Origin of the sequence: Natrinema saccharevitans, assembly GCF_001953745.1 — an archaeon.
Lineage (GTDB): Archaea > Halobacteriota > Halobacteria > Halobacteriales > Natrialbaceae > Natrinema > Natrinema saccharevitans.
The window spans coordinates 1-26,046 of sequence record NZ_LWLN01000001.1; the positions used below are offsets into that span (position 1 = coordinate 1).

The 26,046-nt window shown below is 65.0% G+C and carries 23 protein-coding genes, 3 tRNA genes, 3 rRNA genes and 1 pseudogene; 18 read left to right on the forward strand and 12 right to left on the reverse strand.

What is annotated here, in order from left to right:
* The 3 genes and pseudogenes from A6E15_RS00005 to A6E15_RS00015 all read right to left on the reverse strand — a co-directional run.
* On the reverse strand, nt 1-409 hold a 409-nt coding region (locus A6E15_RS00005), incomplete at its 3' end, for a DEAD/DEAH box helicase (RefSeq protein ID WP_139326547.1).
* Nucleotides 410-463: 54 nt separating this feature from the next.
* Nucleotides 464-1,061: pseudogene (locus tag A6E15_RS00010) on the reverse strand (hypothetical protein).
* A gap of 43 nt (nt 1,062-1,104) precedes the next feature.
* Nucleotides 1,105-1,620 (reverse strand): PH domain-containing protein, encoded by a 516-nt coding sequence (locus tag A6E15_RS00015; protein ID WP_076142820.1) that lies wholly within the window; start codon nt 1,618-1,620, stop codon nt 1,105-1,107.
* 155 nt (nt 1,621-1,775) lie between these two features.
* Here A6E15_RS00015 and lipA point away from each other — a divergent pair, with 155 nt between their 5' ends.
* The 5 genes from lipA (at nt 1,776) to lpdA (ending at nt 8,407) form a co-directional block, all read left to right on the forward strand.
* Nucleotides 1,776-2,744 carry a lipoyl synthase gene (gene lipA, locus A6E15_RS00020; protein ID WP_076142821.1) on the forward strand — a complete coding sequence of 323 codons (969 nt, stop codon included), beginning with the start codon at nt 1,776-1,778 and terminating at the stop codon, nt 2,742-2,744.
* Nucleotides 2,745-3,102: 358 nt separating this feature from the next.
* Nucleotides 3,103-4,212 (forward strand): pyruvate dehydrogenase (acetyl-transferring) E1 component subunit alpha, encoded by a 1,110-nt coding sequence (pdhA, locus tag A6E15_RS00025; RefSeq protein ID WP_076142822.1) that lies wholly within the window; start codon nt 3,103-3,105, stop codon nt 4,210-4,212.
* 3 nt (nt 4,213-4,215) lie between these two features.
* Nucleotides 4,216-5,211 carry an alpha-ketoacid dehydrogenase subunit beta gene (locus tag A6E15_RS00030; protein ID WP_076142823.1) on the forward strand — a complete coding sequence of 332 codons (996 nt, stop codon included), beginning with the start codon at nt 4,216-4,218 and terminating at the stop codon, nt 5,209-5,211.
* Nucleotides 5,212-5,213: 2 nt separating this feature from the next.
* Entirely contained in the window at nt 5,214-6,878 is a 1,665-nt protein-coding gene (locus A6E15_RS00035; RefSeq protein WP_076142824.1) for a 2-oxo acid dehydrogenase subunit E2, read from the forward strand.
* Nucleotides 6,879-6,937: 59 nt separating this feature from the next.
* Nucleotides 6,938-8,407 carry a dihydrolipoyl dehydrogenase gene (gene lpdA / locus A6E15_RS00040; RefSeq protein ID WP_076142825.1) on the forward strand — a complete coding sequence of 490 codons (1,470 nt, stop codon included), beginning with the start codon at nt 6,938-6,940 and terminating at the stop codon, nt 8,405-8,407.
* A 229-nt stretch (nt 8,408-8,636) separates the two neighbouring features.
* On the opposite strand, the gene A6E15_RS00045 is transcribed toward lpdA, so the two are convergent.
* Nucleotides 8,637-8,933 carry a DUF7521 family protein gene (locus A6E15_RS00045; protein WP_006648662.1) on the reverse strand — a complete coding sequence of 99 codons (297 nt, stop codon included), beginning with the start codon at nt 8,931-8,933 and terminating at the stop codon, nt 8,637-8,639.
* Entirely contained in the window at nt 8,930-9,307 is a 378-nt protein-coding gene (locus tag A6E15_RS00050) for a winged helix-turn-helix domain-containing protein (RefSeq protein WP_076142826.1), read from the reverse strand. The genes A6E15_RS00045 and A6E15_RS00050 overlap by 4 nt, the downstream gene beginning before the upstream one ends.
* Nucleotides 9,308-10,233: 926 nt before the next feature.
* On the opposite strand from A6E15_RS00050, the gene A6E15_RS00055 reads away from it, so the two are divergent.
* The 5 genes from A6E15_RS00055 (at nt 10,234) to A6E15_RS00075 (ending at nt 15,540) form a co-directional block, all read left to right on the forward strand.
* Nucleotides 10,234-11,706: ribosomal RNA gene (locus A6E15_RS00055) — 16S ribosomal RNA — on the forward strand.
* A gap of 152 nt (nt 11,707-11,858) precedes the next feature.
* Nucleotides 11,859-11,930: transfer RNA gene (locus A6E15_RS00060), tRNA-Ala, on the forward strand.
* Nucleotides 11,931-12,152: 222 nt separating this feature from the next.
* Nucleotides 12,153-15,074 (forward strand): 23S ribosomal RNA (locus A6E15_RS00065).
* A 128-nt stretch (nt 15,075-15,202) separates the two neighbouring features.
* Nucleotides 15,203-15,324 (forward strand): 5S ribosomal RNA (gene rrf, locus A6E15_RS00070).
* Together the 16S, 23S and 5S rRNA genes with 2 tRNA genes alongside form the textbook arrangement of a ribosomal RNA operon.
* Nucleotides 15,325-15,464: 140 nt before the next feature.
* Nucleotides 15,465-15,540, forward strand: a tRNA-Cys gene (locus tag A6E15_RS00075).
* 168 nt (nt 15,541-15,708) lie between these two features.
* On the opposite strand, the gene A6E15_RS00080 is transcribed toward A6E15_RS00075, so the two are convergent.
* The 3 genes from A6E15_RS00080 to A6E15_RS20675 form a co-directional block, all read right to left on the reverse strand.
* Nucleotides 15,709-15,782: transfer RNA gene (locus A6E15_RS00080), tRNA-Lys, on the reverse strand.
* A 60-nt stretch (nt 15,783-15,842) separates the two neighbouring features.
* The gene (locus A6E15_RS00085) at nt 15,843-16,538 is read right to left on the reverse strand and encodes a DUF7119 family protein (RefSeq protein WP_076142827.1); all 696 of its coding nucleotides are present in this window, start codon (nt 16,536-16,538) and stop codon (nt 15,843-15,845) included.
* 57 nt (nt 16,539-16,595) lie between these two features.
* Entirely contained in the window at nt 16,596-16,736 is a 141-nt protein-coding gene (locus A6E15_RS20675; protein ID WP_175607179.1) for a hypothetical protein, read from the reverse strand.
* A gap of 736 nt (nt 16,737-17,472) precedes the next feature.
* Here A6E15_RS20675 and A6E15_RS00090 point away from each other — a divergent pair.
* From A6E15_RS00090 to A6E15_RS00125, 8 genes are all read left to right on the forward strand, one after another.
* A complete protein-coding gene (locus tag A6E15_RS00090) occupies nt 17,473-17,694 on the forward strand; it encodes a DUF6360 family protein (protein WP_394329273.1) in 222 nt (73 codons plus the stop codon).
* Nucleotides 17,695-17,875: 181 nt separating this feature from the next.
* Nucleotides 17,876-18,349: a ribosomal protein S18-alanine N-acetyltransferase gene (rimI, locus tag A6E15_RS00095; protein WP_076142829.1), complete on the forward strand. Its 474-nt coding sequence runs from the start codon at nt 17,876-17,878 to the stop codon at nt 18,347-18,349.
* Between the two features lie 36 nt (nt 18,350-18,385).
* A complete protein-coding gene (locus A6E15_RS00100; protein WP_076142830.1) occupies nt 18,386-18,808 on the forward strand; it encodes a DUF5810 domain-containing protein in 423 nt (140 codons plus the stop codon).
* A gap of 25 nt (nt 18,809-18,833) precedes the next feature.
* Nucleotides 18,834-19,244, forward strand: coding sequence for a DUF5809 family protein (locus tag A6E15_RS00105; protein ID WP_076142831.1), 411 nt, complete (start codon nt 18,834-18,836; stop codon nt 19,242-19,244).
* 38 nt (nt 19,245-19,282) lie between these two features.
* Nucleotides 19,283-19,555 (forward strand): AbrB/MazE/SpoVT family DNA-binding domain-containing protein, encoded by a 273-nt coding sequence (locus A6E15_RS00110; RefSeq protein ID WP_139326548.1) that lies wholly within the window; start codon nt 19,283-19,285, stop codon nt 19,553-19,555.
* Between the two features lie 2 nt (nt 19,556-19,557).
* Nucleotides 19,558-19,983 (forward strand): type II toxin-antitoxin system VapC family toxin, encoded by a 426-nt coding sequence (locus A6E15_RS00115; protein WP_076142833.1) that lies wholly within the window; start codon nt 19,558-19,560, stop codon nt 19,981-19,983.
* A 68-nt stretch (nt 19,984-20,051) separates the two neighbouring features.
* Nucleotides 20,052-20,621 (forward strand): NUDIX hydrolase, encoded by a 570-nt coding sequence (locus tag A6E15_RS00120; RefSeq protein ID WP_076142834.1) that lies wholly within the window; start codon nt 20,052-20,054, stop codon nt 20,619-20,621.
* Nucleotides 20,622-20,711: 90 nt separating this feature from the next.
* Nucleotides 20,712-21,077 carry a rhodanese-like domain-containing protein gene (locus tag A6E15_RS00125; protein ID WP_076142835.1) on the forward strand — a complete coding sequence of 122 codons (366 nt, stop codon included), beginning with the start codon at nt 20,712-20,714 and terminating at the stop codon, nt 21,075-21,077.
* A gap of 108 nt (nt 21,078-21,185) precedes the next feature.
* On the opposite strand, the gene yciH is transcribed toward A6E15_RS00125, so the two are convergent.
* From yciH to A6E15_RS00145, 4 genes are all read right to left on the reverse strand, one after another.
* Nucleotides 21,186-21,479 carry a stress response translation initiation inhibitor YciH gene (yciH, locus tag A6E15_RS00130; RefSeq protein ID WP_006180453.1) on the reverse strand — a complete coding sequence of 98 codons (294 nt, stop codon included), beginning with the start codon at nt 21,477-21,479 and terminating at the stop codon, nt 21,186-21,188.
* A gap of 154 nt (nt 21,480-21,633) precedes the next feature.
* A complete protein-coding gene (locus A6E15_RS00135) occupies nt 21,634-23,943 on the reverse strand; it encodes a transglutaminase TgpA family protein (RefSeq protein ID WP_076142836.1) in 2,310 nt (769 codons plus the stop codon).
* Nucleotides 23,940-25,013 (reverse strand): DUF58 domain-containing protein, encoded by a 1,074-nt coding sequence (locus tag A6E15_RS00140; RefSeq protein ID WP_076142837.1) that lies wholly within the window; start codon nt 25,011-25,013, stop codon nt 23,940-23,942. The genes A6E15_RS00135 and A6E15_RS00140 overlap by 4 nt, the downstream gene beginning before the upstream one ends.
* Nucleotides 25,010-25,990, reverse strand: coding sequence for an AAA family ATPase (locus A6E15_RS00145; protein ID WP_076142838.1), 981 nt, complete (start codon nt 25,988-25,990; stop codon nt 25,010-25,012). Before A6E15_RS00145 ends, A6E15_RS00140 begins: the two co-directional genes overlap by 4 nt.
* Nucleotides 25,991-26,046 lie beyond the last annotated feature (56 nt).

The window sequence follows — 26,046 nt, forward strand, 5'->3', positions numbered from 1 at the left end:
TGTCGGTGACGAAGTCGTAGCGTCGGGAGTCGTGTTTGCGGGTCGCCGAGTCCAGTTTCTCGGGAGTCATCACGAGGATGTCCGCCCGGCGCGCGCGGCGGGGGTTGAGATCGCGCTCGCCGGTGACGACGTAGACCGAATAGTCCAGCGCCTCGAAGCGGTCCCAGTCGTCTTCCTTCTCGTTGGTCAGCGCTCGCATCGGCGCGATAAAGAGCGCGGTACCGCCGTCCGCGAGCGACTTACAGATCGCCAGTTCCGCGAGCGCCGTCTTCCCCGAGGCCGTCGGCGCGCTCGCGACCACGTTCTCCGACGACTCGAGCAAGGCCGGCAGGGCCTCGCGTTGCATGCGGTTGAACTCCTCGAAGGCGAAGGCGTCGGCGAACTCGGGGAGAATCTCGGCGACCTCCATCACACGGACAGGAGAAGCGGCGGGTCAAAGGCGTTTCCTTCGAGTCGTCTCCGGCTACCGCGACGCGAGGACCGTCGCGATCGCGGCCCCGAGCGTGGCGAAGACGAGCGGGTAGATCACGCCGCCGAGGACGACCGCGGGCACGAGCGCCGGCGCGACCGTCCGCGTCGCTTCGATTCCGAACGCCGACACCTCGGCCGTCGACTCGGCGGCGACCGCGCCGACGCTCAGCACCGCCGAGTAGCCGATCATCATCGGGATGCCGATGGTGATGGCGTCGCCGAGCTCGCTCGCCCCCAGCCGGACGGCCAGTCCCGCCCCGGCCGCGACCAGCGCGAGCGGGACGACGACGTACAGCAGGTCGGCTGTTCCGCCCGTTTGCGCGATGAGATCGAGCGTGTCGCTCCCGCCGACCGAACCGACCCGCCCGGTGACTTCCACGTCGACCATGTGGGGCCTCGTAGAAGTACCAGGCAACGCCCCGCCAGTCGACGACGCCGTCGCCGAACCGCTCGCGGATCTCGCTCCCGATCAGCAGGTAGGTGACGAGATAGCTGATCGCGGCCGTCAGGACGCCGACGCCCGCACTCGCCGCGATGCTCGAGCGGCTCGATACCGCGGGTTCGCCGGACGCCGTTCGAGTCGTCGACATCGTATCGGGGCTCCCGGGACCGCAATAGTGGGTCTTGTGGTTCTCAGACGGTCGACTCGTCGGTCGCGACGGCCTCGAGCTGGTCGCTGAGCCGACTGCTCGCTCGCTCGGGACTGGGTACCCGCTCGAAGGTCAGCTCCGGCTCGCCCGAGCCCGCAGTGTAGACCGTCAGATCGCCGTACCCGAGCATGCGGCCGATCCACGACTGCCGGAGGCTGGTGTTCTGGACTCGCTCGAGGCGAAACTGGGTAATGTCTCTGGAGACGACGCCGCGTTTCTTGTAGAGTTCCGTCGAGGTGATGACGTAGCGGGTGTTCGTCCAGCGAAGATAGCGGGCACCGGCGACGGCCGTGCCGACGACGGTCACGAGGACGCCGAGGACCGTCAGGGTCCCGATGCCGTCGGTCCCGCTCCAGCCGGCGAGGAGAAACCCCGCGATCGCGATCGCGATCCCGACCGGCAGCCGCGTTCCCATCGTGACCGGATGGGGACGGCTCTCCCAGACGACGTCCTCGTCGTCGCTGATGTGAAACCAGTCGGGCGTCGAACCGAGGGCCATCGGCCCCCCTATTCCGTGCCCGTCCGTAAAGCTATCGGGGTAACGGACCCGTTACCGCCGATCCGTTCGAGCCGACGACGACTCGAGGCGTACTGCACCCGGCGGTCGTTCACCGGATCGCCACGGTTTTTGCCTGCGCGGCCCGATGTATTGGTATGCGTCGCGCGCGCAAGCCCGACTGGCTGAAGAGCCGCCCGCCGTCGGGTCAGGAGTTTACCGGTATTCGGGAGACGTTGCGCGAGTACGACCTCCATACCGTCTGCGAGGAGGCCAACTGTCCCAATCTGGGCGAGTGCTGGTCCGGTCGGTCGGGACCCGGCGGCGGGTCGGCGGACGGCGGAACGGCCACGTTCATGCTCATGGGCGATCGCTGCTCGCGCGCTTGCAACTTCTGTGACGTCGAGACCGGCGGCATGGAGCCGCTCGACCCAGACGAACCGGAAAACGTCGCCGACGCTATCGCCACGATCGGACTGGACTACGTCGTGTTGACCAGCGTCGACCGCGACGACCTCCCCGACCAGGGCGCGGGCCACTTCGCCGAGACGATCCGCGAGATCAAGGCCCGCCATCCCGGCATCCTCGTCGAAGTGCTGATCCCGGACTTTCGGGGTGAGAAACGGCTCGTCCGGAAGATCGTCGACGCCGAACCGGACGTGATCGCCCACAACGTCGAGACCGTCGAACGCCTGCAGTACCCCGTTCGGGACCGCCGCGCGGGCTACGAACAGAGCCTCTCGGTCCTGGAGCAGGTCGACCGCGAGTCCGACATCTTCACCAAGACATCGATCATGCTCGGCCACGGCGAGTACGACCACGAGGTCTATCGGACCCTCGCTGACTGTCGCGAACGCGGCGTCGACATCGTCACCCTGGGGCAGTACCTGCGGCCCTCGCGGGACCACCTCGCGGTCCGTCGCTACGACCATCCACACAAGTACGAGACGTGGCGACGCGTCGCCGAAGAAGAACTGGGGTTTCTCTACTGCGCCAGCGGCCCGATGGTCCGCTCGTCGTACAAGGCCGGCGAACTGTTCGTCGACGCCGTATTGGCCGAGGGCAAGAGCCTCGAGGAAGCGAGAGCCGACGCCCGCCGCTCGAGGCCCCAGCAAACGGAGCCCTGATACGGCTACCTGCCAGTCATTGCCGGCGCACCCGCGACACGAGCGGCGGGTGCGCCGGGACATCGGGGCAGCAATCCGTCTGAGCGACGGCCGACGAACCTACTCGAGTCCATCGGCAGTCCGCCGCGAGCCCGCTCGCGACCGAAGTCCGAGTTCGTCCAATCCGCTCCCCCTCTCACGACTCGAATTTCACGAACATCAAAGAATGATCTGTTTTGCACGTCTTCAACCGATACTGTTCGGTATCGAACGGTGATTCGATGACTGCCCCGAAGAATCACACTAATAGTAACGTATTTTGGGAAACTCCTTTACCCTGAGCGATAGTTCAGTAGGATATGTACAGGTGGGTTTCCCCGTGAGTACGTTACAGCGCGACCCCCGTGAGCGAGTACAGGTCCTCGACGAGGCCGGCCGCGTCCTCGACGGCGCCGACGTGCCCGACCTCTCCGAGGAGGAACTCGTCGAAATGTACGAGCAGATGCGACTCGTCCGGCGGTTCGACGAGCGGGCTGTCAGCCTCCAGCGCCAGGGTCGAATGGGTACCTACCCGCCCCTGTCGGGCCAGGAGGCCGCACAGGTCGGCAGTGCCCACGCACTCGCCGACGGCGACTGGGTCTTCCCCAGCTACCGCGAACACGGCGTCGGGCTGGTTCGGGGCCTCTCGCTCGAGCGTACCCTGTTGTACTGGATGGGCCACGAGCAGGGCAACTACATCCCCGAGGACGTCAACATGTTCTCGGTCGCGGTTCCGATCGCGACCCAGATCCCCCACGCGACCGGCGCGGCCTGGGCCTCGAAGCTCAACGGCGAGGAGAAGGCCTTCGTCTGTTACTTCGGCGACGGCGCGACATCGGAAGGCGACTTCCACGAGGGGCTGAACTTCGCCGGCGTCTTCGACACGCCGACGGTCTTCTTCTGTAACAACAACCAGTGGGCCATCTCGGTGCCCCGCGAGCGCCAGACCGCGAGCGAGACCCTCTCCCAGAAGGCCGCCGCCTACGGCTTCGAAGGTGTCCAGGTCGACGGGATGGATCCGCTGGCGGTCTACAAGGTTACCAAAGAAGCCGTCGAGAAGGCCAAAGACCCCGACGCGGACGAACTGCGACCGACGCTAATCGAGGCGGTCCAGTACCGGTTCGGTGCCCACACCACCGCCGACGACCCCTCCGTCTACCGCAACGAGGACGAGGTCGAACGCTGGAAACAGAAGGACCCCATCCCGCGCCTCGAGACGTATCTGCGCTCGAACGGGATCCTCGACGACGAACGGGTCGACGCGATCGAGGCCCGGATCGAGGACGACGTGGCCGACGCCATCGAGGGGGCCGAGTCGTTCGACCGGCCCGATCCCGAGGAGATCTTCGCCCACGTCTACGAGGGGATGCCCCGGCGGCTGCAACGGCAACTCGAGTACTTCGAATCGATCCGCGAGGATCACGGCGACGACGCGCTCTTGGAGGGCTAACACATGGCAGCAGAATCAGGATCGGAGAGTTTGACGCTGGTACAGGCGGTCCGGGACGGACTACACACGGAGATGGAACGCGACGACGACGTCGTCGTCATGGGCGAAGACGTCGGGAAAAACGGCGGCGTCTTCCGCGCGACCGAGGGGCTCTACGACGAGTTCGGCGAGGACCGGGTCGTCGACACCCCGCTGGCCGAGTCCGGCATCGTCGGCACGGCGATCGGGATGGCCGCCTACGGGATGCGACCGGTCCCCGAGATCCAGTTTCTCGGCTTTATCTACCCCGGATTCGACCAGATCGTCTCGCACGCGGCGCGCCTGCGAACGCGCTCGCGCGGGCGATTCACCTGCCCGATGGTGATCCGGGCCCCCTACGGCGGCGGCATTCGCGCCCCGGAACACCACTCCGAGTCGACCGAGGCGATGTTCGTCCACCAGCCCGGGCTCAAGGTCGTCGTTCCCTCGACTCCCTACGATACGAAGGGGCTGTTGATCAGCGCGATCCGGAGCCCGGATCCGGTGATCTTCCTCGAGCCGAAGCTGATCTATCGGGCGTTCCGTGAGGACGTCCCGGACGAGCCCTACGAGGTGCCACTCGGCGAGGCGGCCGTCCGCCGCGAGGGCTCGGACGTCTCGGTCTACACGTGGGGCGCGATGACCCGGCCGACCCTCGAGGCCGCCGAGAACCTCGCCGCGGAGGGGATCGACGCCGAGGTCGTCGACCTGCGAACGGTGTCGCCGTTGGACGAGGAGACGATCGTCGAGTCCTTCGAGAAGACCGGCCGCGCGGCGGTCGTCCACGAGGCCCCCAAGACGGGCGGGCTGGGCGCGGAGATCACCGCCACCCTACAGGAGGAGTCGCTGCTGTATCAGGAGGCGCCGATCGAACGGGTCACCGGGTTCGACACCCCGTTCCCGCTGTACGCGCTCGAGGACTACTATCTCCCCGAGGCGGCGCGCATCGAGGACGGCATTCGACGGGCCGCGGAGTTCTAACCATGGTCAGGGAGTTCGAACTACCGGACGTCGGCGAAGGGGTCGCGGAGGGCGAACTGGTCTCGTGGCTGGTCGAGCCGGGTGACGAGGTCACCGAGGACCAGCCGGTCGCGGAGGTCGAGACCGACAAGGCCCTCGTGGAGGTCCCCGCGCCGGTCGACGGTACGGTCCGCGAGTTACACGTCGAGGCGGGCGAGGTCGTCCCCGTCGGGACGGTGATCATCTCGTTCGATGTCGCAGGCGAAGAGAGCGAAGGAGCCACAGAGCAGACCGAATCGGAGCAGGAGTTGACCGGCGAACCCGCCGGCGTCGACGAACCGAGCGAGCAGCAGGGCGAGGCCGCCGGTGATCCCGGGGCGACCGGTGCCGACACCGAAGCTGTCGCCCCGCCCGACGACCGCGTTTTCGCGCCGCCGCGCGTTCGCCGCATGGCTCGCGAGCAGGGGATCGCTCTCTCGAGCGTTCGGGGGAGCGGTCCCGGCGGGCGGATCACCGCGGCCGACGTGCGGGCCGCGGCGGGCGGCGAGTCCGGCGGCCAGACGGCGGGGTCGCAGTCACGGAGCGCCGGCGCGGCGGCAGACGAGGTCGCGTCCGAGACGGCCGATTCGACCGGACGCGGCGTCGGCGCTGGTGCCGCCGAGGAGACGGCCGCCGGGAGCGCGACGACGGCGACCGCGGACTCGAGCGCCCGGCGACGCGAGACGCCGGGGCAGGTCGAGCCCGCCGACCGCGACAAGACGCTGGCAGCGCCCGCGACGCGACGGATCGCTCAGGAGGAAGGCGTCGACATCGACGCCGTCCCCACCGACGAGGAGCACGACGGCGCGGCCTTTGTCACGCCCGAGACGGTCCGCGAGTACGCCGAGGCCCAGCGGCAGGCACAAGAAGCCGACCGCGAAGCGCTCGAGGCGGGCGAATCGGTCGGGACGACGGGCACCGACTTCGCCGAGGGCGAGCGCGAACGCCGCGAGCCGTTCACGGGCGTGCGCAAGACGATCGCCGACGCGATGGTCGAGTCCAAGTACAGCGCGCCCCACGTCACCCACCACGACGAGGTCGACGTGACCGAACTCGTCGCGGCCCGCGAGGACCTCAAACCGCGCGCCGAGGAGCGCGGGATCCGGCTGACCTACATGCCGTTCATCGTGAAGGCCGTGGTCGCGGCGCTGCACGAACACCCCGAGATGAACGCGGTCATCGACGAGGCCAGCGAGGAAATCGTCTACCGCGACTACTACAACATCGGGATCGCGACCGCGACCGACGTGGGACTGATGGTCCCCGTCCTCGAGGACGCCGACCGGAAGGGGCTCCTGCAACTCTCCTCGGAGATGAACGAGGTCGTCCAGAAGGCCCGCGACCGGACGATCAGTCCCGACGAACTCCGGGGCTCGACGTTTACGATTACCAATATCGGCGGTATCGGCGGCGAGTACGCCACGCCGGTCATCAACTACCCCGAGGCGGGCATCCTCGCGATCGGGGAGATCAAGCGCAAGCCCCGCGTCGTCACCGACGAGGACGGGGCGGAGTCGATCGAACCGCGTTCCGTGATGACCCTCTCGCTGTCGTTCGATCACCGACTGATCGACGGTGCGGTCGGCGCGCAGTTTACCAACACCGTCATGGAGTATCTCGAGAACCCGCACCTACTATTGCTCGAGTGACCGAAGACGGAGCTACCGAACATGACATTCAGTACACGCACGACGGAGGCGGATCGCTGATGGTCGTCGGAGACGTCACGACCGGCACGGACGTACTCGTAATCGGCGCGGGCCCCGCGGGCTACGTGGCCGCGATCCGCGCGGGACAGCTCGACCTCGACGTCACGCTCGTCGAGAAGGACGCCTACGGCGGGACCTGCCTGAACTACGGCTGTATCCCGTCGAAGACCCTGATCACTGCGACCGACGTGGCTCACGACGCCGCGACCGCCGAGGAGATGGGAATCCACGCCGAGCCGGAGATCGACCTCGGCGAGATGATGGCGTGGAAAGACGGCGTCGTCGACCAGCTCACGGGCGGCGTCGAAAAGCTCTGCAAGGCCAATGGGGTGACCCTGCTCGAGGGCACCGCTCGCTTCGCCGGCGAGAACACCGCCCGCGTCTCCCACAGCGGCGAGGGCCAGGGCTCGGAGAGTCTGGAGTTCGAACACGCCATCGTCGCGACCGGCTCCCGCCCCATCGAGATCCCCAACTTCGACTTCGGCGACGAGCCCGTGCTGGACTCGAGACAGGCGCTGGCGCTCGAGTCGGTACCGGACTCGCTCGTCGTCGTCGGCGCGGGCTATATCGGGATGGAGCTGGCGGGCGTCTTTGCCAAACTGGGGACCGATGTGACCGTGATCGAGATGCTCGACTCGATACTGCCGGGGTACGACGACGATCTCAAACGCCCCGTCAAAGGACGAGCCAACGACCTCGGGATCGACTTCGAGTTCGGGTACACGGTGTCGGACTGGGCCGAGCGAGACGATGAGGAGGGAATCCGCGTCGTCGCCGAACCCGCTTACCACGCCGCTGCCGACGGTGGGAGCGCCGACGCCGTCGAAGCGGAGCGTCTCGAACTCGAGACCGAGAAGGTCCTCGTCGCCGTCGGCCGCCGGCCCGTCTCGGACACGCTCGACCTCGAGGAAGCCGGCGTCGAGACCGACGACGACGGGTTCGTCGAAACCGATTCCCGCGCGCGCACGAATATCGACCATATCTTCGCCGTTGGCGACGTCGCCGGCGAACCGATGCTCGCCCACAAGGGCAGCGCGGAGGGCAAGGTCGCCGCCGAAGTTATCGCCGGCGAACCCGCCGCGATCGACTATCAGGCCATGCCCGCCGCCGTCTTCACCGATCCCGAGATCGGGACCGTCGGAATGACCGAGTCCGAGGCCGCCGAGGCCGGCTTCGAGCCCGTCACCGGCCAGTTCCCGTTCCGGGCCAGCGGCCGCGCGCTGACGACCGGCGAGAGCGATGGGTTCGTCAAAATCGTCGCCGACGAGGACGCCGGCTACCTGCTCGGGGCTTCGATCGTCGGCCCCGAAGCCTCGGAACTGATCGCCGAACTCGGCCTCGCGATCGAACTCGGCGCGACCCTCGAGGACGTCGCCGCGACGGTCCATACCCACCCCACCCTCTCGGAGTCCGTGATGGAGGCCGCCGAGAACGCGCTCGGGCACGCGATTCACACGCTGAATCGGTGACGCCGGCCATCGAACGGACGACCTGACCGAGGTAGCCGCTCAACGCTACGCCGGCGCGCGCTGAACCGGAGGTTGCTACCGGCGAATCACGGACCAGTCCCGAGTAAGTCGGTCAGGAACGGCGTGGCATCTCCGTGCCGCTGCGATAGCGAAACGCGCCTCGAGCGCGGTACCGAGACGAGAACTCCACAACCATCCGTTACGTCCGCAACCGTTGCACGGCGACCGCTCACTGTGCGTACATCGAGTACGCGATCACGAGAAAGCCGATCAACACGAGCAGGCTCTCGAGCAAGATTCCCGTCACGAGCGCGACACCGAGCACCTCGTACAGCATGCCGGCCAGAACGAACCCGAGCGTCACGATCCCGAACCCGGCTGCGAGATAGCCAAGCGCCGGCTGGCGCGTCCGTCGATAGGCCTTGAAGGCGAAGTACGTGATGACGCTTCCGACCACGAGGACGAGCGTCTTCACGACCGCCAGCGCGAGCATCGTTTCCGTCGGACCGGCAGGAAACGGGTTCATGTTTCCTTTCGCACCTCCGACCACAGCTCCGCGAGTCGCTCGTCGGCTGTCCGGGTCGGCCGCTCGATCTCGATCGTCAGCTGCCGCTTCTCGTCCAGCCCCAGCGTGATCTCGTCGAACGCGACCGAGTACTTGCTTGCGTGGTGGCCGTCCTGTCGAATCTCGGTCGACTCCTCGAGCAGTGTCGCCTCGGTCAGTAACTCGAGTTTCCGGTACAGCGTCGACTGCGGGATCTCACACCGCTTCGTGAGTTCCGACGCAGTCATGGGTTCCTCGAGGTTGCGGATTATCTCGCGGCAGTCGGGATCGTCCAGCGCAGAGCAGATCTCCTCCGCGGACGGCGTCGACTCCGAAGCGAACGGGTCCCGGACCATTCGTCCCTACCTTACGACGCACGTGGTTTATCGGCATCGATGCGGCTCGCACTCGCCCGAGCCGACCGCCCGTACTGATTGACACGAACGGCCGTCAGCGGTCGGTGACACGAAGCCTTCTTGCGCGTCCACGCCCGACGACGACGCACGCGGGTATCATCCGGCCCGACTCCCTACGAGGGTGGGATGACCGGCCGACCTCCGCCCGCGTGACATTCTCGCGACCGATTATCGCGCTGCTCGAGCCAGGGGTGTTTTAGTAGTAACACGACGGCCGTTCTCGTGGAAAATCGTGCTATGGTATCGGGATTCGATGCGAGGATCGTTCGACGGCCTTATGTACCTCCCGGGCACTCGATTGTAATGCGAACAACGCGGCGCTCGCCGTCGCGTCCTTCGGCCGTCACCCGGCACGGAGGAACTGCACATCTGCTCTCGAATTTCGTCGGTTCGTTCCGACGGCCTTATTGACACTCGAGGGCTCCACCGAGGACGTGGTCACGTCCGGGAACCGGCCGTGACAGTCCGGGGCCCTTATACGTGTCCGGGCGTTCAGTCGTGATCGTACACCCCTCGCCGGCCGTGTTTTCCGGTGCGGGTGCGATCCGACGCCCTTATATGCTCGAGGGCATTCGGATGTGAATGCAAAAGACGACGTGATCGACGGGCCGTTCAACTCGGTCCGTCATCTCGGATAGTTCGAACCCGAAGGGGTTATGTACCCCAGACGGTGTACGAATACGTCCGAAGGAAATGAGGATTCCACCCCTGCGGTCCGCCGTACAGATGGGATCTGATGTTAGCCTTGGTAGTTCGGTGACGCCCGATCGGTCACACGACCGGCGTCAGCGAACGTGGACCCATGTGTGAGTGTGTACCAACATTCACCGCCAACAGACCCTCCCCAACTGGGGAGATCAAATAGCATTCCGGTTGATCCTGCCGGAGGTCATTGCTATTGGAGTCCGATTTAGCCATGCTAGTTGCACGAGTTCAGACTCGTAGCAGATAGCTCAGTAACACGTGGCCAAACTACCCTATGGATCCGAATAACCTCGGGAAACTGAGGCTAATTCGGGATACGATTCACGACCTGGAGTGGTGTGAATCCGAAACGCTCCGGCGCCATAGGATGTGGCTGCGGCCGATTAGGTAGACGGTGGGGTAACGGCCCACCGTGCCCATAATCGGTACGGGTTGTGAGAGCAAGAGCCCGGAGACGGTATCTGAGACAAGATACCGGGCCCTACGGGGCGCAGCAGGCGCGAAACCTTTACACTGCACGCGAGTGCGATAGGGGGACTCCAAGTGCGAGGGCATATAGTCCTCGCTTTTTGCGACCGTAAGGAGGTCGCGGAATAAGTGCTGGGCAAGACCGGTGCCAGCCGCCGCGGTAATACCGGCAGCACGAGTGATGACCGCTATTATTGGGCCTAAAGCGTCCGTAGCTGGCCGTGCAAGTCCATCGGGAAATCCGCGCGCTCAACGCGCGGGCGTCCGGTGGAAACTGCACGGCTTGGGACCGGAAGACCAGAGGGGTACGTCCGGGGTAGGAGTGAAATCCCGTAATCCTGGACGGACCACCGGTGGCGAAAGCGCCTCTGGAAGACGGATCCGACGGTGAGGGACGAAAGCTCGGGTCACGAACCGGATTAGATACCCGGGTAGTCCGAGCTGTAAACGATGTCTGCTAGGTGTGGCACAGGCTACGAGCCTGTGCTGTGCCGCAGGGAAGCCGCGAAGCAGACCGCCTGGGAAGTACGTCCGCAAGGATGAAACTTAAAGGAATTGGCGGGGGAGCACTACAACCGGAGGAGCCTGCGGTTTAATTGGACTCAACGCCGGACATCTCACCAGCATCGACAATGTGCAGTGAAGGTCAGGTTGATGACCTTACCGGAGCCATTGAGAGGAGGTGCATGGCCGCCGTCAGCTCGTACCGTGAGGCGTCCTGTTAAGTCAGGCAACGAGCGAGACCCGCACTCCTAATTGCCAGCAACACCTAGCGGTGGTTGGGTACATTAGGAGGACTGCCAGTGCCAAACTGGAGGAAGGAACGGGCAACGGTAGGTCAGTATGCCCCGAATGTGCTGGGCGACACGCGGGCTACAATGGCCGAGACAGTGGGATGCAACCCCGAGAGGGGGCGCTAATCTCCGAAACTCGGTCGTAGTTCGGATTGAGGGCTGAAACTCGCCCTCATGAAGCTGGATTCGGTAGTAATCGCGCCTCAGAAGGGCGCGGTGAATACGTCCCTGCTCCTTGCACACACCGCCCGTCAAAGCACCCGAGTGGGGTCCGGATGAGGCCGACGCAACGCCGGTCGAATCTGGGCTCCGCAAGGGGGCTTAAGTCGTAACAAGGTAGCCGTAGGGGAATCTGCGGCTGGATCACCTCCACAGACCGGGACCGGGGCGTCGCCCCGGCCCAAAAGTCGTGGCGCGTAGCGCCACGCAGTCCACGTTCGATCGACCCACGTCGTGGCCGATCGGGCACCTTTGAACTACCAAGGCTAACACCTACTCCCGCTGTCCGCCTTTGTGGCGGACGTGGGCCCATAGCTCAGTGGTAGAGTGCCTCCTTTGCAAGGAGGATGCCCAGGGTTCGAATCCCTGTGGGTCCATGGCTCGGGTTGGACCGAATCGTGCCCCTTAAGTGGGGCAGACGATTTCGGTCTAATCCGAACGAACCGATGCACCACCCCGCGCAAGCGTGGGTGGGAAGGGTCAATGCAGGCCGGCCGTCTACCGGCGTGCAGATGAGACCGTGTGTACGTGTAGTCCAGGCGTCCACTGGACCCGTTCCCGGGTCACGATGTTGCGACTCTGTCGCAACGCCGATCCGATGAACGTGGCTACTGTGCCAGCTGGTGGATCGCTCGGCTTGAGAGCTGACGAAGGACGTGCCAAGCTGCGATAAGCCTATGGGAGCCGCACGGAGGCGAAGAACATAGGATCTCCGAATGGGAATCCCCACCGCAATTGCTTCGCGCAATGGGGAACGTCGGGAATTGAAACATCTTAGTACCGACAGGAAAAGAAAGCAAACGCGATGTCGTTAGTATTGGCGAAAGAACGCGACACAGTCCAAACCGAAGCCCTCACGGGCAATGTGGTGTTCGGACTGACGATCACTTCCCGAACGGCGACGCGAAGTCTCTTGGAATAGAGCACGAGACAGGGTGACAGTCCCGTACCGTCGGCAAGTAAGGAACGAGTCAGTTCCAGAGTATCGGGGGTTGGATATCCCTCGTGAATATCGCGGGCATCGACCGCGAAGACTAAACACTCCTCAAGACCGATAGCGAACAAGTAGCGTGAGCGAACGCTGAAAAGCACCCCACGAAGGGAGGTGCAATAGGGCGTGAAATCAGTTGGCGATGGAGCGACAGGGCACACAAGGTCCCGGACGAAATGAATCAGGTGCGAACCTGTAGTAAGAAGTTTGGGAAGCCGGTGTTCTGTCGTACGTTTTGAAAAACGAACCAGGGAGTGTGCCTGTTTGACGAGTCTAACCCGATCATCGGGGAAGGCGAAGGGAAACCGACATGGCCGCAGTGCGTTGCACGAGGGCCGCCGTGTTCAAGCGCGGGGAGTCAAACGGGCACGACCCGAAACCGGACGATCTAGGCGTGGGCAAGGCGAAGCGTGCCGAAAGGCACGTGGAGGCCTGTTAGAGTTGGTGTCCTACAATACCCTCTCGTGACCTACGTCTAGGGGTGAAAGGCCCATCGAGTCCGGAAACAGCTGGTTCCAACCGAAAGATGTCGAAGCATCACCTCTGCCGAGGTAGTTCGTGGGGTAGAGCGACGGATTGGGGGACCGCACTCCGAGAGGAGTGTGCCCCCCTGTCCAACTCCGAACCTACGAACGCCGCTCGACGCAGGGAGTCCGGTGCACGGGGTAAGCCTGTGTACCGTGAGGGAGACAACCCAGAGCTGGGTTAAGGTCCCCAAGTGTAGACTAAGTGCGATCGAAGGTGGTCTCAAGCCCTAGACAGCCGGGAGGTGAGCTTAGAAGCAGCTACCCTCTAAGAAAAGCGTAACAGCTTACCGGCCGAGGTTTGAGGCGCCCAAAATGATCGGGGCTCAAGTCTACCACCGAGACCTAGCAGCACCACTTAGACTGGTGATCTCGTAGGTTGGCGTTCTGTTCGGGTGGAAGCACGGCTGAGAAGTCGTGTGGACCGTTCAGTAACGAAAATCCTGGTCATAGTAGCAGCGTTAGTCGGGTTAGAACCCCGACGGCCGAACGAGTAAGGGTTCCTCAGCAATGCTGATCAGCTGAGGGTTAGCCGGTCCTAAGTCAGCCCGTAAGTCGAAGCTGACAACAGGGAAATAGGTTAATATTCCTATGCCAGTGTGTACTCAAAGCCAACGCTTTGGGGCCGCCTCTGCCGGGCTTTCGCCCGGTCGAACTATCGAAGTTCGTGGAAGCCGTAATGGCACGAAGCGACCGAATGGTAGGATAGCGCAAGAGAGGTCAACCTAGAGCCCGTGAAAAGGCGAACACACTGTCCGTACCGAGATCCGACACAGGTACTCGTGGCGGCGAAAGCCAAGGTCTGTCGGGAGCAACCGACGTTAGGGAATTCGGCAAGTTAGTCCCGTACGTTCGCAATAAGGGATGCCTGCCCTGCAATGGGGCAGGTCGCAGTGACTCGGGCGCTCCGACTGTCTAGTAACAACATAGGTGACCGCAAATCCGCAAGGACTCGTACGGTCACTGAATCCTGCCCAGTGCAGGTATCTGAACACCCCGTACAAGGGGACGAAGGACCTGTTAACGGCGGGGGTAACTATGACCCTCTTAAGGTAGCGTAGTACCTTGCCGCTTCAGTAGCGGCTTGCATGAATGGATCAACGAGAGCGCCACTGTCCCAACGTTGGGCCCGGTGAACTGTACGTTCCAGTGCGGAGTCTGGAGACCCCCAAGGGGAAGCGAAGACCCTATAGAGCTTTACTGCAGGCTGTCACTGAGACGTGGTCGCCATTGTGCAGCATAGGTAGGAGGCGGTACACAGGTACCCGCGCTAGCGGGCCACCGAGCCAGCATTGAAATACTACCCGATGGTGACTGCGACTCTCACTCCTGGCGGAGGACACTGGTAGCCGGGCAGTTTGACTGGGGCGGTACGCGCCTGAAAAGATATCGGGCGCGCCCCAAGATTTCCTCATCCGCGTCGGAGACGCGGAACAGAGCGCAAGAGCAAACGGAAGTCTGACAGTGTCCGGCACAACGACGGACGCTGACGCGAAAGCGTGGTCTAGCGAACCAATTAGGCTGCTTGATGCGGCCAATTGCTGACAGAAAAGCTACCTTAGGGATAACAGAGTCGTCACCCGCAAGAGCACATATCGACCGGGTGGCTTGCTACCTCGATGTCGGTTCCCTCCATCCTGCCCGTGCAGAAGCGGGCAAGGGTGAGGTTGTTCGCCTATTAAAGGAGGTCGTGAGCTGGGTTTAGACCGTCGTGAGACAGGTCGGCTGCTATCTATTGGGGGTGTAACGGTATCTGACGGGAACGATCGTATAGTACGAGAGGAACTACGATTGGGTGCCACTCGTGTACCAGCTGTCCGAAAGGGCACGCGCTGGGCAGCGACGCACCACGGGGTAAGAGCTGAACGCATCTAAGCTCGAAACCCACCTGAAAAAGAGATACCACGGAGGCCACTCGTAGAAGACGAGATCGATAGACTCGGGGTGTACGCACCAAGGCAACGAGGTGTTGAGCCCGCGAGCACTAATCGGCCAAGCCACACACTCATACACTACATCGCATTGGATCCGTGACGCGCGAACGGGTCCGGACGCAAACTGGACTACACGTACACTCGGTCTTGGACAGACACCGATTAGGGTTTGACGACGGTTCGAGTCCGTCGGTCGGCGTTACGGCGGCCATAGCGGCGAGGTGCCTCCCGTACCCATCCCGAACACGGAAGATAAGCTCGCCTGCGTTTCGGTCAGTACTGGAGTGGGCGACCCTCTGGGAACCCCGATTCGCCGCCACTACTCATACCTACTTAACTCCGAACAGCCACTGCACCCCAGTGGCTGTCGGGGTTTTCTGTATTTATACTGTGCTTCGATCCGGAACAAGGGTTGATCCGTACCGCTATGCTTAAACGAACGCAGTAACAAGGCTAAACTGCGCCAAGGTGGCAGAGTCCGGCCGAACGCAGCGGCCTGCAGAGCCGCCCATCGCCGGTTCAAATCCGGCCCTTGGCTTTTTCGGTTTTTCAACGACGACGGCTATCGTTTTGACTCGTTCGTCTAACGAGTGACTTGCTTCGAACAGCCGATTGATTCCGTATTCGATTCAGGTAGCGACTGCAATCTCTCTGCATACAGATCCACTGATCCTGCTGCAGCTGAAAAATTCTCTCAATAGGGTAGCGGGCCGGGCGCGATTTGAACACGCGACCGTCTGGTTAAAAGCCAGACGCTCTGCCAAACTGAGCTACCGGCCCTGTGTTCACTACTTTCAGTGAGTGGCGGTTAAACGTTTCTTTCTTCGTCGCCCGGGACTGCTATTCGAAGTACTGTTCGAGCGCTTCGGTGACGATCCGGCCCGGCTCGACGTCGTCGACCGACGCCCGTCGTCGGAGGTCGCGATAGGTCGTCGGTGAGAGGGTGAGACTGAGTTCTCCGAGAGTAACGCCGTGATCCGCGAGGGCCCGTTGGATAGAGTCGCCGTCGTTGATCGCACTGGCGACGCTTCGGACGTCACGGACTGTGAGGTCGCCGTCGAGCGTTGCCCAGGCCAGCAGTAGTCGTGCTTCGCCACCGACGCGGGCGATGTGTTTGGCAGCCGTCGGCGCGATTTGTCCGATCGCGACCTGTTTACGTACCGAGCGCGGCAGATCGTGGACGCGAGCCCACTTGCGAATAAAGGAGACGGTAGCCTCGTCGCCGGCCCGTTCAGCGGCTGCTTTGTAGGATCCTTCGCCGCGAACGAGCGCGGCACAGGCAGCCGCCCCGCGGAGCATGTACAGGTGATCGTCGTTGGTTGCACCGCTTGCAAACTGGCGGACAATCTCGGCGGCGTCAGCGAGGCTCTCGGGATCGTCAGGATCGAACTGGACGGCCTCGCGGGCATGTGTTCCCGCGACCGATTCGTCGCCTCGGATGACTGGTGCGCCGACGGGTGATTCTCGGTCCGTCGGGATCGAACGACCGTTTTCGCCGCGTCGGGACGAACGATCTCCGAACCGGTTGTCAGTCATGCATCTGAATACGGGAGTGCCGGTCAAAAAGGTCGCTGCCGTGGCGAAGCTCTCGCATTACTCTTCGCGCTTCTCGGCGAGATGTTCCCATATTTCCGTACAGCCGGCCCCTTCTTCGATGTCGTCGAGGTGGGCGTCGTCGCGCTCCTCCGTATCCTGCTCGAGCGGCTCCGGTTTGCATTCGGCTGCGTCTGTCATGGACCGCCCTTTGGAGTCCGGCGGTATAAGTATCGCTTCGGCTGCAAGCGATACCCATGTTCTCTCTTACAGGAGTATTATGCCGTTATCTCTGACGGATCGACCGATCGAAACGATCGTGAGTTACCGATCGGTGTGGTGGCGTTGCGGGTCGACGACGTGGACGTCCCATCTCGGGGTTCGAGTCGGCCCAGCCCATGGAAGGGGGGAGCCAACGGCTCCACGGTGGTGATTCACGAAAGCGGGTGCGGGGGGTCACAACGGATACGATAGCCGTCTCGGATTGTAACTCCCGGCGTATCGATGTCGGCCGGGTGGCGGTTGACGTGGATTGAGGCGGACCGTCGGTCGCAGGATCGCTCGTTTCTGACCGGGCCGAATCGATCAGGAGGGGTACGACGGTCAGCGGTCGTGAACCGAGTCCCACCGACAAACCCGTGAGTCGGCATCGAGTTATCTCAATCTCTTTGGAGCAAAATCAGCCGGTAGATGGGGTACGAACGCCGGCGGCGGCCGGTGATCCGTGGGTCGCGCTGGTGGTTCGGCACCGATCTACGCTCGAGCGGGGCCGGGAACCGGCCGATTCGCGGGGTGATGGCTCCCGATCGTTCTCGCGCGCGGTGGGTACGGCGACCGGATGGAACGGACGGTAATCGGGCCCGGTTCCGTCTCGCCGGTCTCGGTAGCCGGAATCCTGGTCGGTACGCTGGACGTGCAGTCTAAGTGGGTGCGGCTATTGGCTCGACTGCTATTGGTCACTGCACACACGATGTACGATTACGTCGAGTGGAAGGCAGTGGACGAGACGTTCGAGTGGGAGTCCGTCGCCGTTGTCAACGCGACGGCCGACCGGGAGGATCCCGAGAGCGTTCGGTTCCAACTCGAACTCGATAACCTCTCTGAGGAGTACGTCCCGAAGCACGTGGAGGAACTCGACCTGACGCCCACACAGAATTGACCGCGGCGTTCGAGATGGCGGCGAACCCGGCGGAGCGAGTTCCCGTATCGAAGACGAGACGGAAGACGACGAATAGATGGCCCTGTCGAAGCCAGTGGACTACTTCGAGTCGGCCGCGGCGTCGACGCCGCGACCGCCGGGACGCGTACGGCTTTTACTGTTCGGCGTGTAACCTCTGGCTGTGACGACGTTCGCGCCGAAGGACGGCGAGGAGGTATCGATCCGGCCCGCCGAGCGGGCGGACCTGCTCGCGGTCGTTCGCATCGAGAACGACTCGTTTTCTCAGCCGTGGCCGTACGACGCCTTCGAGGGCTTTCTCGGCGACCCTGGGTTTCTGGTCGCCGAAATCAACGGCAAGGTCGCCGGGTATATCGTTTCCGACGTGACCCAGCAGATCGGCCGGGCGCTGGGTCACGTCAAGGACGTCGCCGTCCATCCCGACCACCGCGGTGCCGGCGTCGGCTCCGCATTGCTGTCCCGTTCGCTCGGCGTCCTCGCGGCTCAGGGTGCGGGAACGGTCAAACTCGAGGTGCGGTGCTCGAACGACGGGGCCAAGCGACTCTATCGGGAGTTCGGGTTCGAGCCGCTCCGCCGGGTGCCGGCGTACTACGGCGACGGCGAGGACGCGATCGTGATGATCCGGAAGGTGGAGTAGCGGGACGTTTTACCGTCCGCGACCGTAGCTTCGGGTATGGGATACGCCTGTCCGGTCTGTGAGGCCGAGGAGGCCGACGCGGTCCATCTCGCGAACCACCTCGCGATCACCGCGTCGCTGGGCCGCGAGGAACACCGCGAGTGGCTCGAGGAACACGCCCCCGACTGGGCCGACTGTAGCCCCGAGGAACTCGGGGCGCGCGTCAGTCCGCACGCCGAGGAGATCGACACGCCGGAGTTCGAGGGTCACGATCACGGCCACGGTCGCGAGCCGGGCCGTCCGGACTCGCTCGAGGGGACGGTCGGGCGGGGGAGCCGCGGCCCTGGCCGCGGTGACTTGACGGCCGAAGCGGCGGACGTCCTGCAAGAGGCCGCCGAGTTGACCCGCGAGATGGAGACCGCCGACGGTGACGAAGGGACCGACTCGGCGGACGGCACCGACGGGAACGAAAACGCGTAACTGCCAGTCCGCCGATCGTCCGAACATGCACACCGAGGGGATTTTCAGTTTCGAGTCGGCCGCCGAGGCGCGGGAACGCTACGAGTCGGTCGGGCCCGCGGCACAGACGGTCGTCCGCGAGGTCGCGAAGGCCATGGACTTCGATCGCGAGGAGTACGACGATCGGGTCACCGGCGACGTCGTCGAGACGGCTCGGGACGCCCTTTTCGCCAGCCTGCTCGAGGCTCACGTGGGATCTCGCGAGGAGTTCGAGGAGTGGCGGGCGGGGTACGACGGCGAGGTGACGACGGTCGGACACGAGGACGTCGACCGCGTCGTCTGGCACTCGGGGCCGGACGGCGACGCCGTCGCCGCGACCTTCCAAAACGAACCCGAGGCGGCGGTCGCGACGCTCCGGCGGCAGGCGTTCGGGCGGTTGTATCGGGAGATCGTCTAGGAGAAAGCGTCTTGTTTGTTCCCACCCTAGTGGGAACCATGAGCGCCGACGGAGAGGAGCGCCGGCTCGACGAGAAGGGACGTATAACGATTCCCCGGCGAATCCGTGACCGGCTGAACCTCGAACCGGGTGAACGCGTTCGCATCGATGTCCAGGATGGTACGGTTATCGTTCGGCCCCGCGTCTCCCGCTCGGCTTTCACCGAGTCGATGCGAGGCTGTCTCACCGAAGACTCGAAAGCTGACGATGCGCCGTCGATCGATCCGACGGACCTGAAAGCTGACTGGACGTCGGACCTGCCGGACGCGTAACGATGCACTGTTTCGATGCGAACGTCTGGATCTATTACCTCGACCGGACCCTCGAGGAACACGATGCGGTCGCGGAAACGATCGATCCACTCCTCGAAAGCGAACCGCTATTTACCACGACGGTGCTACAGATGGAAGTCGTCCACTACCTCCACACGCAACTCGACGAGCCGCGTGACCGAATCGATCGGTTCCTGCGACTCGAAGACGTTCTCGTCGCCGATTTGACGCCGGACGACGTCGAAGCCGCAACGGACGTGCTGAACTCGTATCCCCACGCAGGCATTGGCGGCCGTGATGCGACGGTACTGGCTGCGATGCAACGATACGATGTCTCTCGCCTCTGGACCCACGATTCCGGCCTCCAACGTGTCGGAGCCGACCTCGAATGGCTCGATGTCACGGATCCAGTCACGATCGACCAGTAGTCGACGGCTCCACTCGTCGAGGCGTTCGACCACTATCGCTTAGCCCCTCGAGCGCCTACGCTCCGACGATGACTGCACCCGACGAGTGGGCGTTGCTCGAGGAGCGGACCGAGTACGAGACGAGTTGGTACGACGGCGGATACGACCTGCTCGAACAGCCCGACGGGACCGAAAAGCGCTACTACTGGGCCCAACTGCCGGACGCGGTAGTCGTGGTCGCACGGGTCGACGGGAGCGTTCTCGCCGACGCGGACGGCGACGACGATCGCCTCCTGTTCGTCGAGCAGTACCGGCCGACGATCCGCGAGACACACCTCGAGTTGCCGGCGGGGATCGTCGAGGACGGCGAGTCTTACACGGCGGCGGCGGCCCGCGAACTCGAGGAGGAGACCGGCTTCCGTCCCTCGAGTACGGCCCTGTTACAGGAGTACGCCGTCGCGACGGGCGTGTTGCGACACGACCGCGGAATCGTCTACGCCGAGGGGCTCGAGCCGGGCGAGCGGGAACTGGACAACAACGAGTTCCTCGAGGTCCGGACGGTCCCGGTGAGCGAGGCGCTCGAGCGCGTCCGCGAGGGGCCGACGAACGACGCGACTCTCACGGGGCTATTGCTCGCGAAGGAGGACGGCGTTCTCTGAGCCCGACGGGTCGGACTCGCGGCCGGCTGACCGGATCCCCGAGTGGCCAAACCCCGGTTCTTATTCGCGTCGACGCCAATCGTTCCGGTAATGGACGGCGAAATCTCTCCCGACGAGGTCAAGGAACTCCTGGAGGACGACGCGGACGTTCGGATCGTCGACATCCGCGACGAGCGGAGCTTCGAACACAGTCACATTCCCGACAGCGAGAACATCCCCTTCGATCAGCTCATGGACCGGCTCGAGGAACTCGAGGGCGAGGACCGCATCGTCACGGTCTGTCCCCACGGGAAAGCGAGCGTCCAGGCGGCCCAGCTCATCGGCACCTACGAGGGGACCGCCGACGCCCGCGTCGAGAGCATGGCGGGCGGGCTGGACAAGTACGGGCTGAAGTTCGGACTCGTCCGCGAGGACGACGGCGGGGACGACGAGGTCGAGCGGGAATCCCCCTTCTAACGCCGACATCGACCGATAGCAGCGGCTCTCGTGAGGCGACGCGAAAAACGGATACTGAAGGAGCGCTGCGGTCGTGGGTTCGGAAGTCGTCTCAGAGCATCGCGGGCATCAGGCGACGTTGAAGCCGCGGTCCCGAAGGAACTCCTCGATGCGGCCGGTGTGGTTGCCCTGGAGTTCGATCTGGTCGTCCTCGACGGTGCCACCACAGGCGAATTTTGATTTGAGATCCGACGAGAGACTGTCCAGATCGACGTCCTTCGGATCGAATCCTTCGACGATCGTTACCTCTTTCCCGTATCTGCGCTCGTCAATGCGGATGTTGAGTTGCTGTTGGCCCTTGGCCACGTCCTCGCAGACGCAGAGTTCCTCGGGCAGCCCGCACGTCGAGCAGACTTCCGACATTACGTTCGTTGGTATGAAACGGGCATATTAAACACTATCGGGACCCGCATGCCTTCGCGTGGTTCTTTTTGAAGGGGCAAGCCGAAGAGCTGGTGAAATCGAAGTTGGTTGCCCCTTCCGGCATCGTTGAACCGCAAGCGAAACGGAGCCGCAGTCACTCCCGACGGCCGATCACCGGGAGTCGTTCCCGGGCGAGGTCGTCGACGACCGCGATCGCCGCGTCGGCGTCCGCCCTGTCGACGCCCCCGCCGTAGGTCGCCCGTTCGTAGGCCTCGAGGACGCGCTCGAGGCGCGGATCGGTCGGCGGCTCGCCCTCGTCGGCGGCCTCGGACAGGGCCGTCAGATACGCTCGGGCCGACTCCGAGCGCCGCCGGGGCCGGTACTGCCGAGCCAGCAGCCGCTCGAGGCGCTCGAACGCGCGTTCGGCGTCGCTATCGGGGTCGCCTCGGGAGCCGTGCCAGTAGACGCCGACCTCGCGCCGGAGTCGCGCCACCGCGCCCGTTCGGCGCGCCCCCGCGGCGAGGCCGACGAGCGCCACGACCCCGAGCGCGACCGACTCGCGCGCGACCGCCGAGAGGCGCTCGAGCCAGGAGCGGTCGTCCCCGTCGTCGACGGTGGGTCCGTTGAACGATGTCTCGGGCCCGTCGGTGTCGTTCGTGGCGTTGCCGCCGGGGTCCGTGTCGTTTCGCTGCTCCGGCGCGTCGGACGGGTCGTTCGGCTCGGTCTCGTTTCCGTCGAAGGGGTCGGTTCCGTCACTGGGTCGCGGTCCCTCGTCCCTTCCGGAATCGTTCCCGTCGATCGGCACGTCGGCGCTCTCGTCGGTGTCGGCGTCCTCGTTGCCGTTCGCGCGGGCGTCCCGGAGGCGGTCGGTGTGGACGTCGCTCCGAGTGCCGCCCGGCGTCGGATCGAACCGGACCCAGCCGTGGTCCGGGAAGTAAGCCTCGACCCAGGAGTGGGCGTCGAGTCCGCGGACGACGTAGGTATCGTCGTCGACCCGCTGGCCGGTCGTATACCCGGTGACGTAGCGGGCTGGCACCCCCTCTTCGCGGAGCATCTGGGTCATCGTCGTCGCGAAGTAGACGCAGTAGCCCGCCTCCATCTCCAGCAGGTACTTCTCGGCGACGTTGCCGGACGGCTGGGACACCTCGAGCGAGTACTCTTTCGTCGACTCGAGGTAGTCCTCGATCGCGACCGCCTTGTCGTAGGGGGTATCGGCGTCGGCGGTGATCACGTCGACCCGGTCGTCGAACGCGCTCGAGGTGTCCTCGGGGGTCTGGAGGTACGCGTCGCTGATCCGGTCGGGGTAGTCGGTCCCCGCGGACCGAAGCGCAGCCGGGCTGGGGTCGACGATCGCGCTCTCGACGGTGTAGCTGTCGCCCGGCTGGAGCGGCGTTTCGGGCCGGGGTTGGCCGTGTCTGGAGACGGTCGTCCGCCGCGTGACCTCGCCGCCGAGATCGACGGGCTGGGCGGCGACGGGCATGATGCCTAGCTCCGTCTCGGCGGTGACCGTCTGCGTGACGGTGTCGCCGCCGCCGGGGGGCCGGGCCAGCTGCCCGTCGTATCGTCTGTCCTGTCCGGTCCGGACCCACTCGTCGCCGGTGAACCGATCGTAGACGCCCGTCCGCCAGTAGCTCGGCTCGTCTGACTCGACGGTGAACCTGACCTCGGGCGAGAGGTCCACCTGTCCCGAGATACCCGAGCGCTGAGGTGCTGAGTCGATCGTCGCCTCGAGACTCCCGGGTTCGCCCTGGATCAGGTGTGTCGGTCCCCTCGGCTCGCCGGGGACGACCGAGACCGACAGCGAGAGCGCGACGGTCACCGCCAACAGGACCGCGAGCAGGTCCGCCTGAGCGATCGAGCCGCCGCGTCGTCGGAGTTCGCCGAAGGCGACGGCGCCGACGGCCGCGAGGGTGCCGGTCAGGGTGGCGAGCGTCCCCGCGTCGCCGGTCAGGACGAGAAAGCACAAGGCCGCGCCGCCGGGGACGACGCTCGCGGCGTACCGCCCGCGGACGGCGAGATACCACGACAGGAACACGGGGGCGGGCGCGAACCCGAGCGTCCAGGTCCCGGCCTGGACCATCCGGAGCAGCGGGAGCCCGGTCGCGAGCGCGACGGTATCGGAGACCAGTTGATCGGTCGCGGTGAGAACGACGCCGAGTTCGACGCCGGCCGACGTGAAGTAGTAGGCGAACCCGACTCCGGCACCGGTCGCGGCGACGGCCGCCGCCGTTCGTGGACGGATCAGGCCCGCGAGGACCGTCGCCGCGGCGAGGCTCAGGCCGACGATCGCCACCAGCGACCGACTGCCGCCGACGACCTGTGTCACGCCGTACAGGACCGAGACGTACGACGCCGTCAGAGCCAGTACGCAGCCGAGCGCCAGCCAGCGGGCGGCGTCGACCGTCCCGTCGGTATCGATCGCGACCGTCCGCTCCCCGGTACGGCTCGAGGCGTCCGTACTCATGCGCTTACCTCCGACCGGTCGCCGGGCTCGCGGTCGGCCCGCGCGTCGCCGTCTCCAGCCCGATCGGAACGGCGGTCCGGCTTTTCCGTTCCGAACAGCCGGTCGAATGGGATCTCGCGGCCGTCGACCGCGATCGTCGTCCCGCTCGACTCGGTCCGGACCACGACGTCGGCGTCCCGGCGGTCCCGTTCGGGGAGTTCGCCCGCCTCGACGACGGCGAGCAGTCCGAGCAGGTCCCGGTGATTGGCACGGCCCGATCCCGGCTGGTGCGTCGCGTCGGGCGTGACGAGCCCGACCGTCGCTCCCCGCTCGAGGAGGGCGGTCGCGACGCTGGCGGCGGCCGACGCCATCTCGTCGGCCCCGTCGTCGCGGTCGGCCGGGCAGTCGGCGGCGATCGTGACGGCACCGGCCGCGTCGTCGGCGTACTCCGTGACGACGAGGTCCTCGTCGGGGCGTTTGGCCGCGCTCTTCCAGTGGACGTCCTGGAGCGGATCGCCGCGCTGGTACGTCCGGAGGTGGTCGAACTCCTCGCGAGTCCGTCGGTCGGCGACGCCGGCGAGCGTCCGCCGATCGACCGCGGGACCGTCGTCGAGGGCCCGAACCCGGGGGTAGACCAGGACCGTCGTCGCCTCCTCGTACTCGAACCGCCGTTCGACGAGGCCGACGACGTCGCTGACGACGATCGAGAGCGGTCCGACTCGACGGCGGCCACGCGCCTCGAGTCGCAGGTCGTAGGCGACCGTCGCTTCGCCGTCGAGGGTCGTCTCCGTGTACGGAGTCGTGAGCGCCGAGAGGCCGTCGCCGACGGTATCGGACACCGTCGCGGCGACGGCCCCGTCGGTTTCGATCGCGACCGCGGCCGTTCGTTCCTCGCCGACGAACCCCTCCGCGAGCGGGCGGCGGCTCACGCTGGGCCGTTCGGCGCGGGCGACCACGACGACCCCGGCGAGGAGGACGACGAGCAGCGGGACGACGACCGCGTTCAACGCGCGCGGCCCGAACCGCCAGCTCATCGCGGCGGCCGCGAGGACGACGGCGACGGCGGCCCAGCCGCGGCGCGTGAGTCTCATTCGACGGGGACGCGCTCGAGTGCGTCCTCGACGACCGCGAGACCGTCGCGGTCGCGACTGTTCGTCTTGATCCGATGGCTCAGGACGACCCGCGCCTCGGTCTCGACATCGTCGGGAGTCACGTACTCCCGACCGTTCGTGACCGCCCTGGCCTGAGCCGCCCGCAGCAGCGAAATCGTCCCGCGGGGACTGACGCCGATGTGGGCGTTCTCGCGGGTGTCGGCCGCCAGCCGCGTGACGTACTCCCGGACCGGCTCGGCGACCCGAACCGTCGAGACGGTCTCGCGGGCAGCGACGAGGGTCTCGCGGTCGGTCACCGACTCGAGGGACTCGATGGGGTGATCGCCGACGGTCCGGCCGAGCAGTTCGGCCTCCTCGTCGGGATTGGGGTAGCCCAGGTGGAGTTTCTTCATGAAGCGATCGACCTCGGCGAAGGGCAGCTCGTAGGTCCGGTTGGGCTCGACGGCGTTCTGGGTGGCGATCACGGTAAAGGGCGTCGGCAGTTCGCGGGTCTCGCCGTCGGTGGTGACCTGCTCTTCCTCCATCGCCTCGAGCAGGGCCGCCTGCGTCTTCGGCGGCGCGCGGTTGATCTCGTCGCCGAGGACGATGTTGCCGAAGACGGGGCCGGGCTGGAACTCGAACTCGCGGGTCTTCTGGTTGAACACGTTGACGCCGGTGACGTCGGTCGGGAGGAGATCGGGGGTAAACTGGACCCGACTGAACGAACAGTCGACGGATCTGGCGATCGAGCGCGCGAGCATGGTCTTGCCGACCCCGGGCACGTCCTCGAGCAGGACGTGGCCGCGTCCGAGCAGGGCGGTGACGACGTGTTCGACGGCGTCCTCGTGTCCGACGATGACGTCGGCGACGTTTCGCTCGATGTCGGTACAGAGCCGTTCGACGGTGTCGATCCGGAGGGTGTCGCCGTCGGTCTGTGGATCGGTACTCGGGTCCGGCGTCGGATTGGTATCGGTCATGCTCTCGTCACTGGCCGCGGGGAGGCGGGCGACTCGGCCGTTACTAAGCTTTCCGG

Coding starts and splice junctions, on each gene's coding strand:
- A6E15_RS00100 (WP_076142830.1), top strand. CDS start 18,386: ATGGGATACGCCTGTCCGGTCTGTGAGGCCGAGGAGGCCGACGCGGTC.
- A6E15_RS20675 (WP_175607179.1), bottom strand. CDS start 16,736: ATGACAGACGCAGCCGAATGCAAACCGGAGCCGCTCGAGCAGGATACG.
- A6E15_RS00115 (WP_076142833.1), top strand. CDS start 19,558: ATGCACTGTTTCGATGCGAACGTCTGGATCTATTACCTCGACCGGACC.
- A6E15_RS00110 (WP_139326548.1), top strand. CDS start 19,283: ATGAGCGCCGACGGAGAGGAGCGCCGGCTCGACGAGAAGGGACGTATA.
- A6E15_RS00140 (WP_076142837.1), bottom strand. CDS start 25,013: ATGAGACTCACGCGCCGCGGCTGGGCCGCCGTCGCCGTCGTCCTCGCG.
- lipA (WP_076142821.1), top strand. CDS start 1,776: ATGCGTCGCGCGCGCAAGCCCGACTGGCTGAAGAGCCGCCCGCCGTCG.
- yciH (WP_006180453.1), bottom strand. CDS start 21,479: ATGTCGGAAGTCTGCTCGACGTGCGGGCTGCCCGAGGAACTCTGCGTC.
- lpdA (WP_076142825.1), top strand. CDS start 6,938: ATGGTCGTCGGAGACGTCACGACCGGCACGGACGTACTCGTAATCGGC.
- A6E15_RS00045 (WP_006648662.1), bottom strand. CDS start 8,933: ATGAACCCGTTTCCTGCCGGTCCGACGGAAACGATGCTCGCGCTGGCG.
- A6E15_RS00015 (WP_076142820.1), bottom strand. CDS start 1,620: ATGGCCCTCGGTTCGACGCCCGACTGGTTTCACATCAGCGACGACGAG.
- A6E15_RS00105 (WP_076142831.1), top strand. CDS start 18,834: ATGCACACCGAGGGGATTTTCAGTTTCGAGTCGGCCGCCGAGGCGCGG.
- A6E15_RS00145 (WP_076142838.1), bottom strand. CDS start 25,990: ATGACCGATACCAATCCGACGCCGGACCCGAGTACCGATCCACAGACC.
- A6E15_RS00035 (WP_076142824.1), top strand. CDS start 5,214: ATGGTCAGGGAGTTCGAACTACCGGACGTCGGCGAAGGGGTCGCGGAG.
- A6E15_RS00125 (WP_076142835.1), top strand. CDS start 20,712: ATGGACGGCGAAATCTCTCCCGACGAGGTCAAGGAACTCCTGGAGGAC.
- A6E15_RS00030 (WP_076142823.1), top strand. CDS start 4,216: ATGGCAGCAGAATCAGGATCGGAGAGTTTGACGCTGGTACAGGCGGTC.
- A6E15_RS00050 (WP_076142826.1), bottom strand. CDS start 9,307: ATGGTCCGGGACCCGTTCGCTTCGGAGTCGACGCCGTCCGCGGAGGAG.
- A6E15_RS00135 (WP_076142836.1), bottom strand. CDS start 23,943: ATGAGTACGGACGCCTCGAGCCGTACCGGGGAGCGGACGGTCGCGATC.
- A6E15_RS00085 (WP_076142827.1), bottom strand. CDS start 16,538: ATGACTGACAACCGGTTCGGAGATCGTTCGTCCCGACGCGGCGAAAAC.
- A6E15_RS00120 (WP_076142834.1), top strand. CDS start 20,052: ATGACTGCACCCGACGAGTGGGCGTTGCTCGAGGAGCGGACCGAGTAC.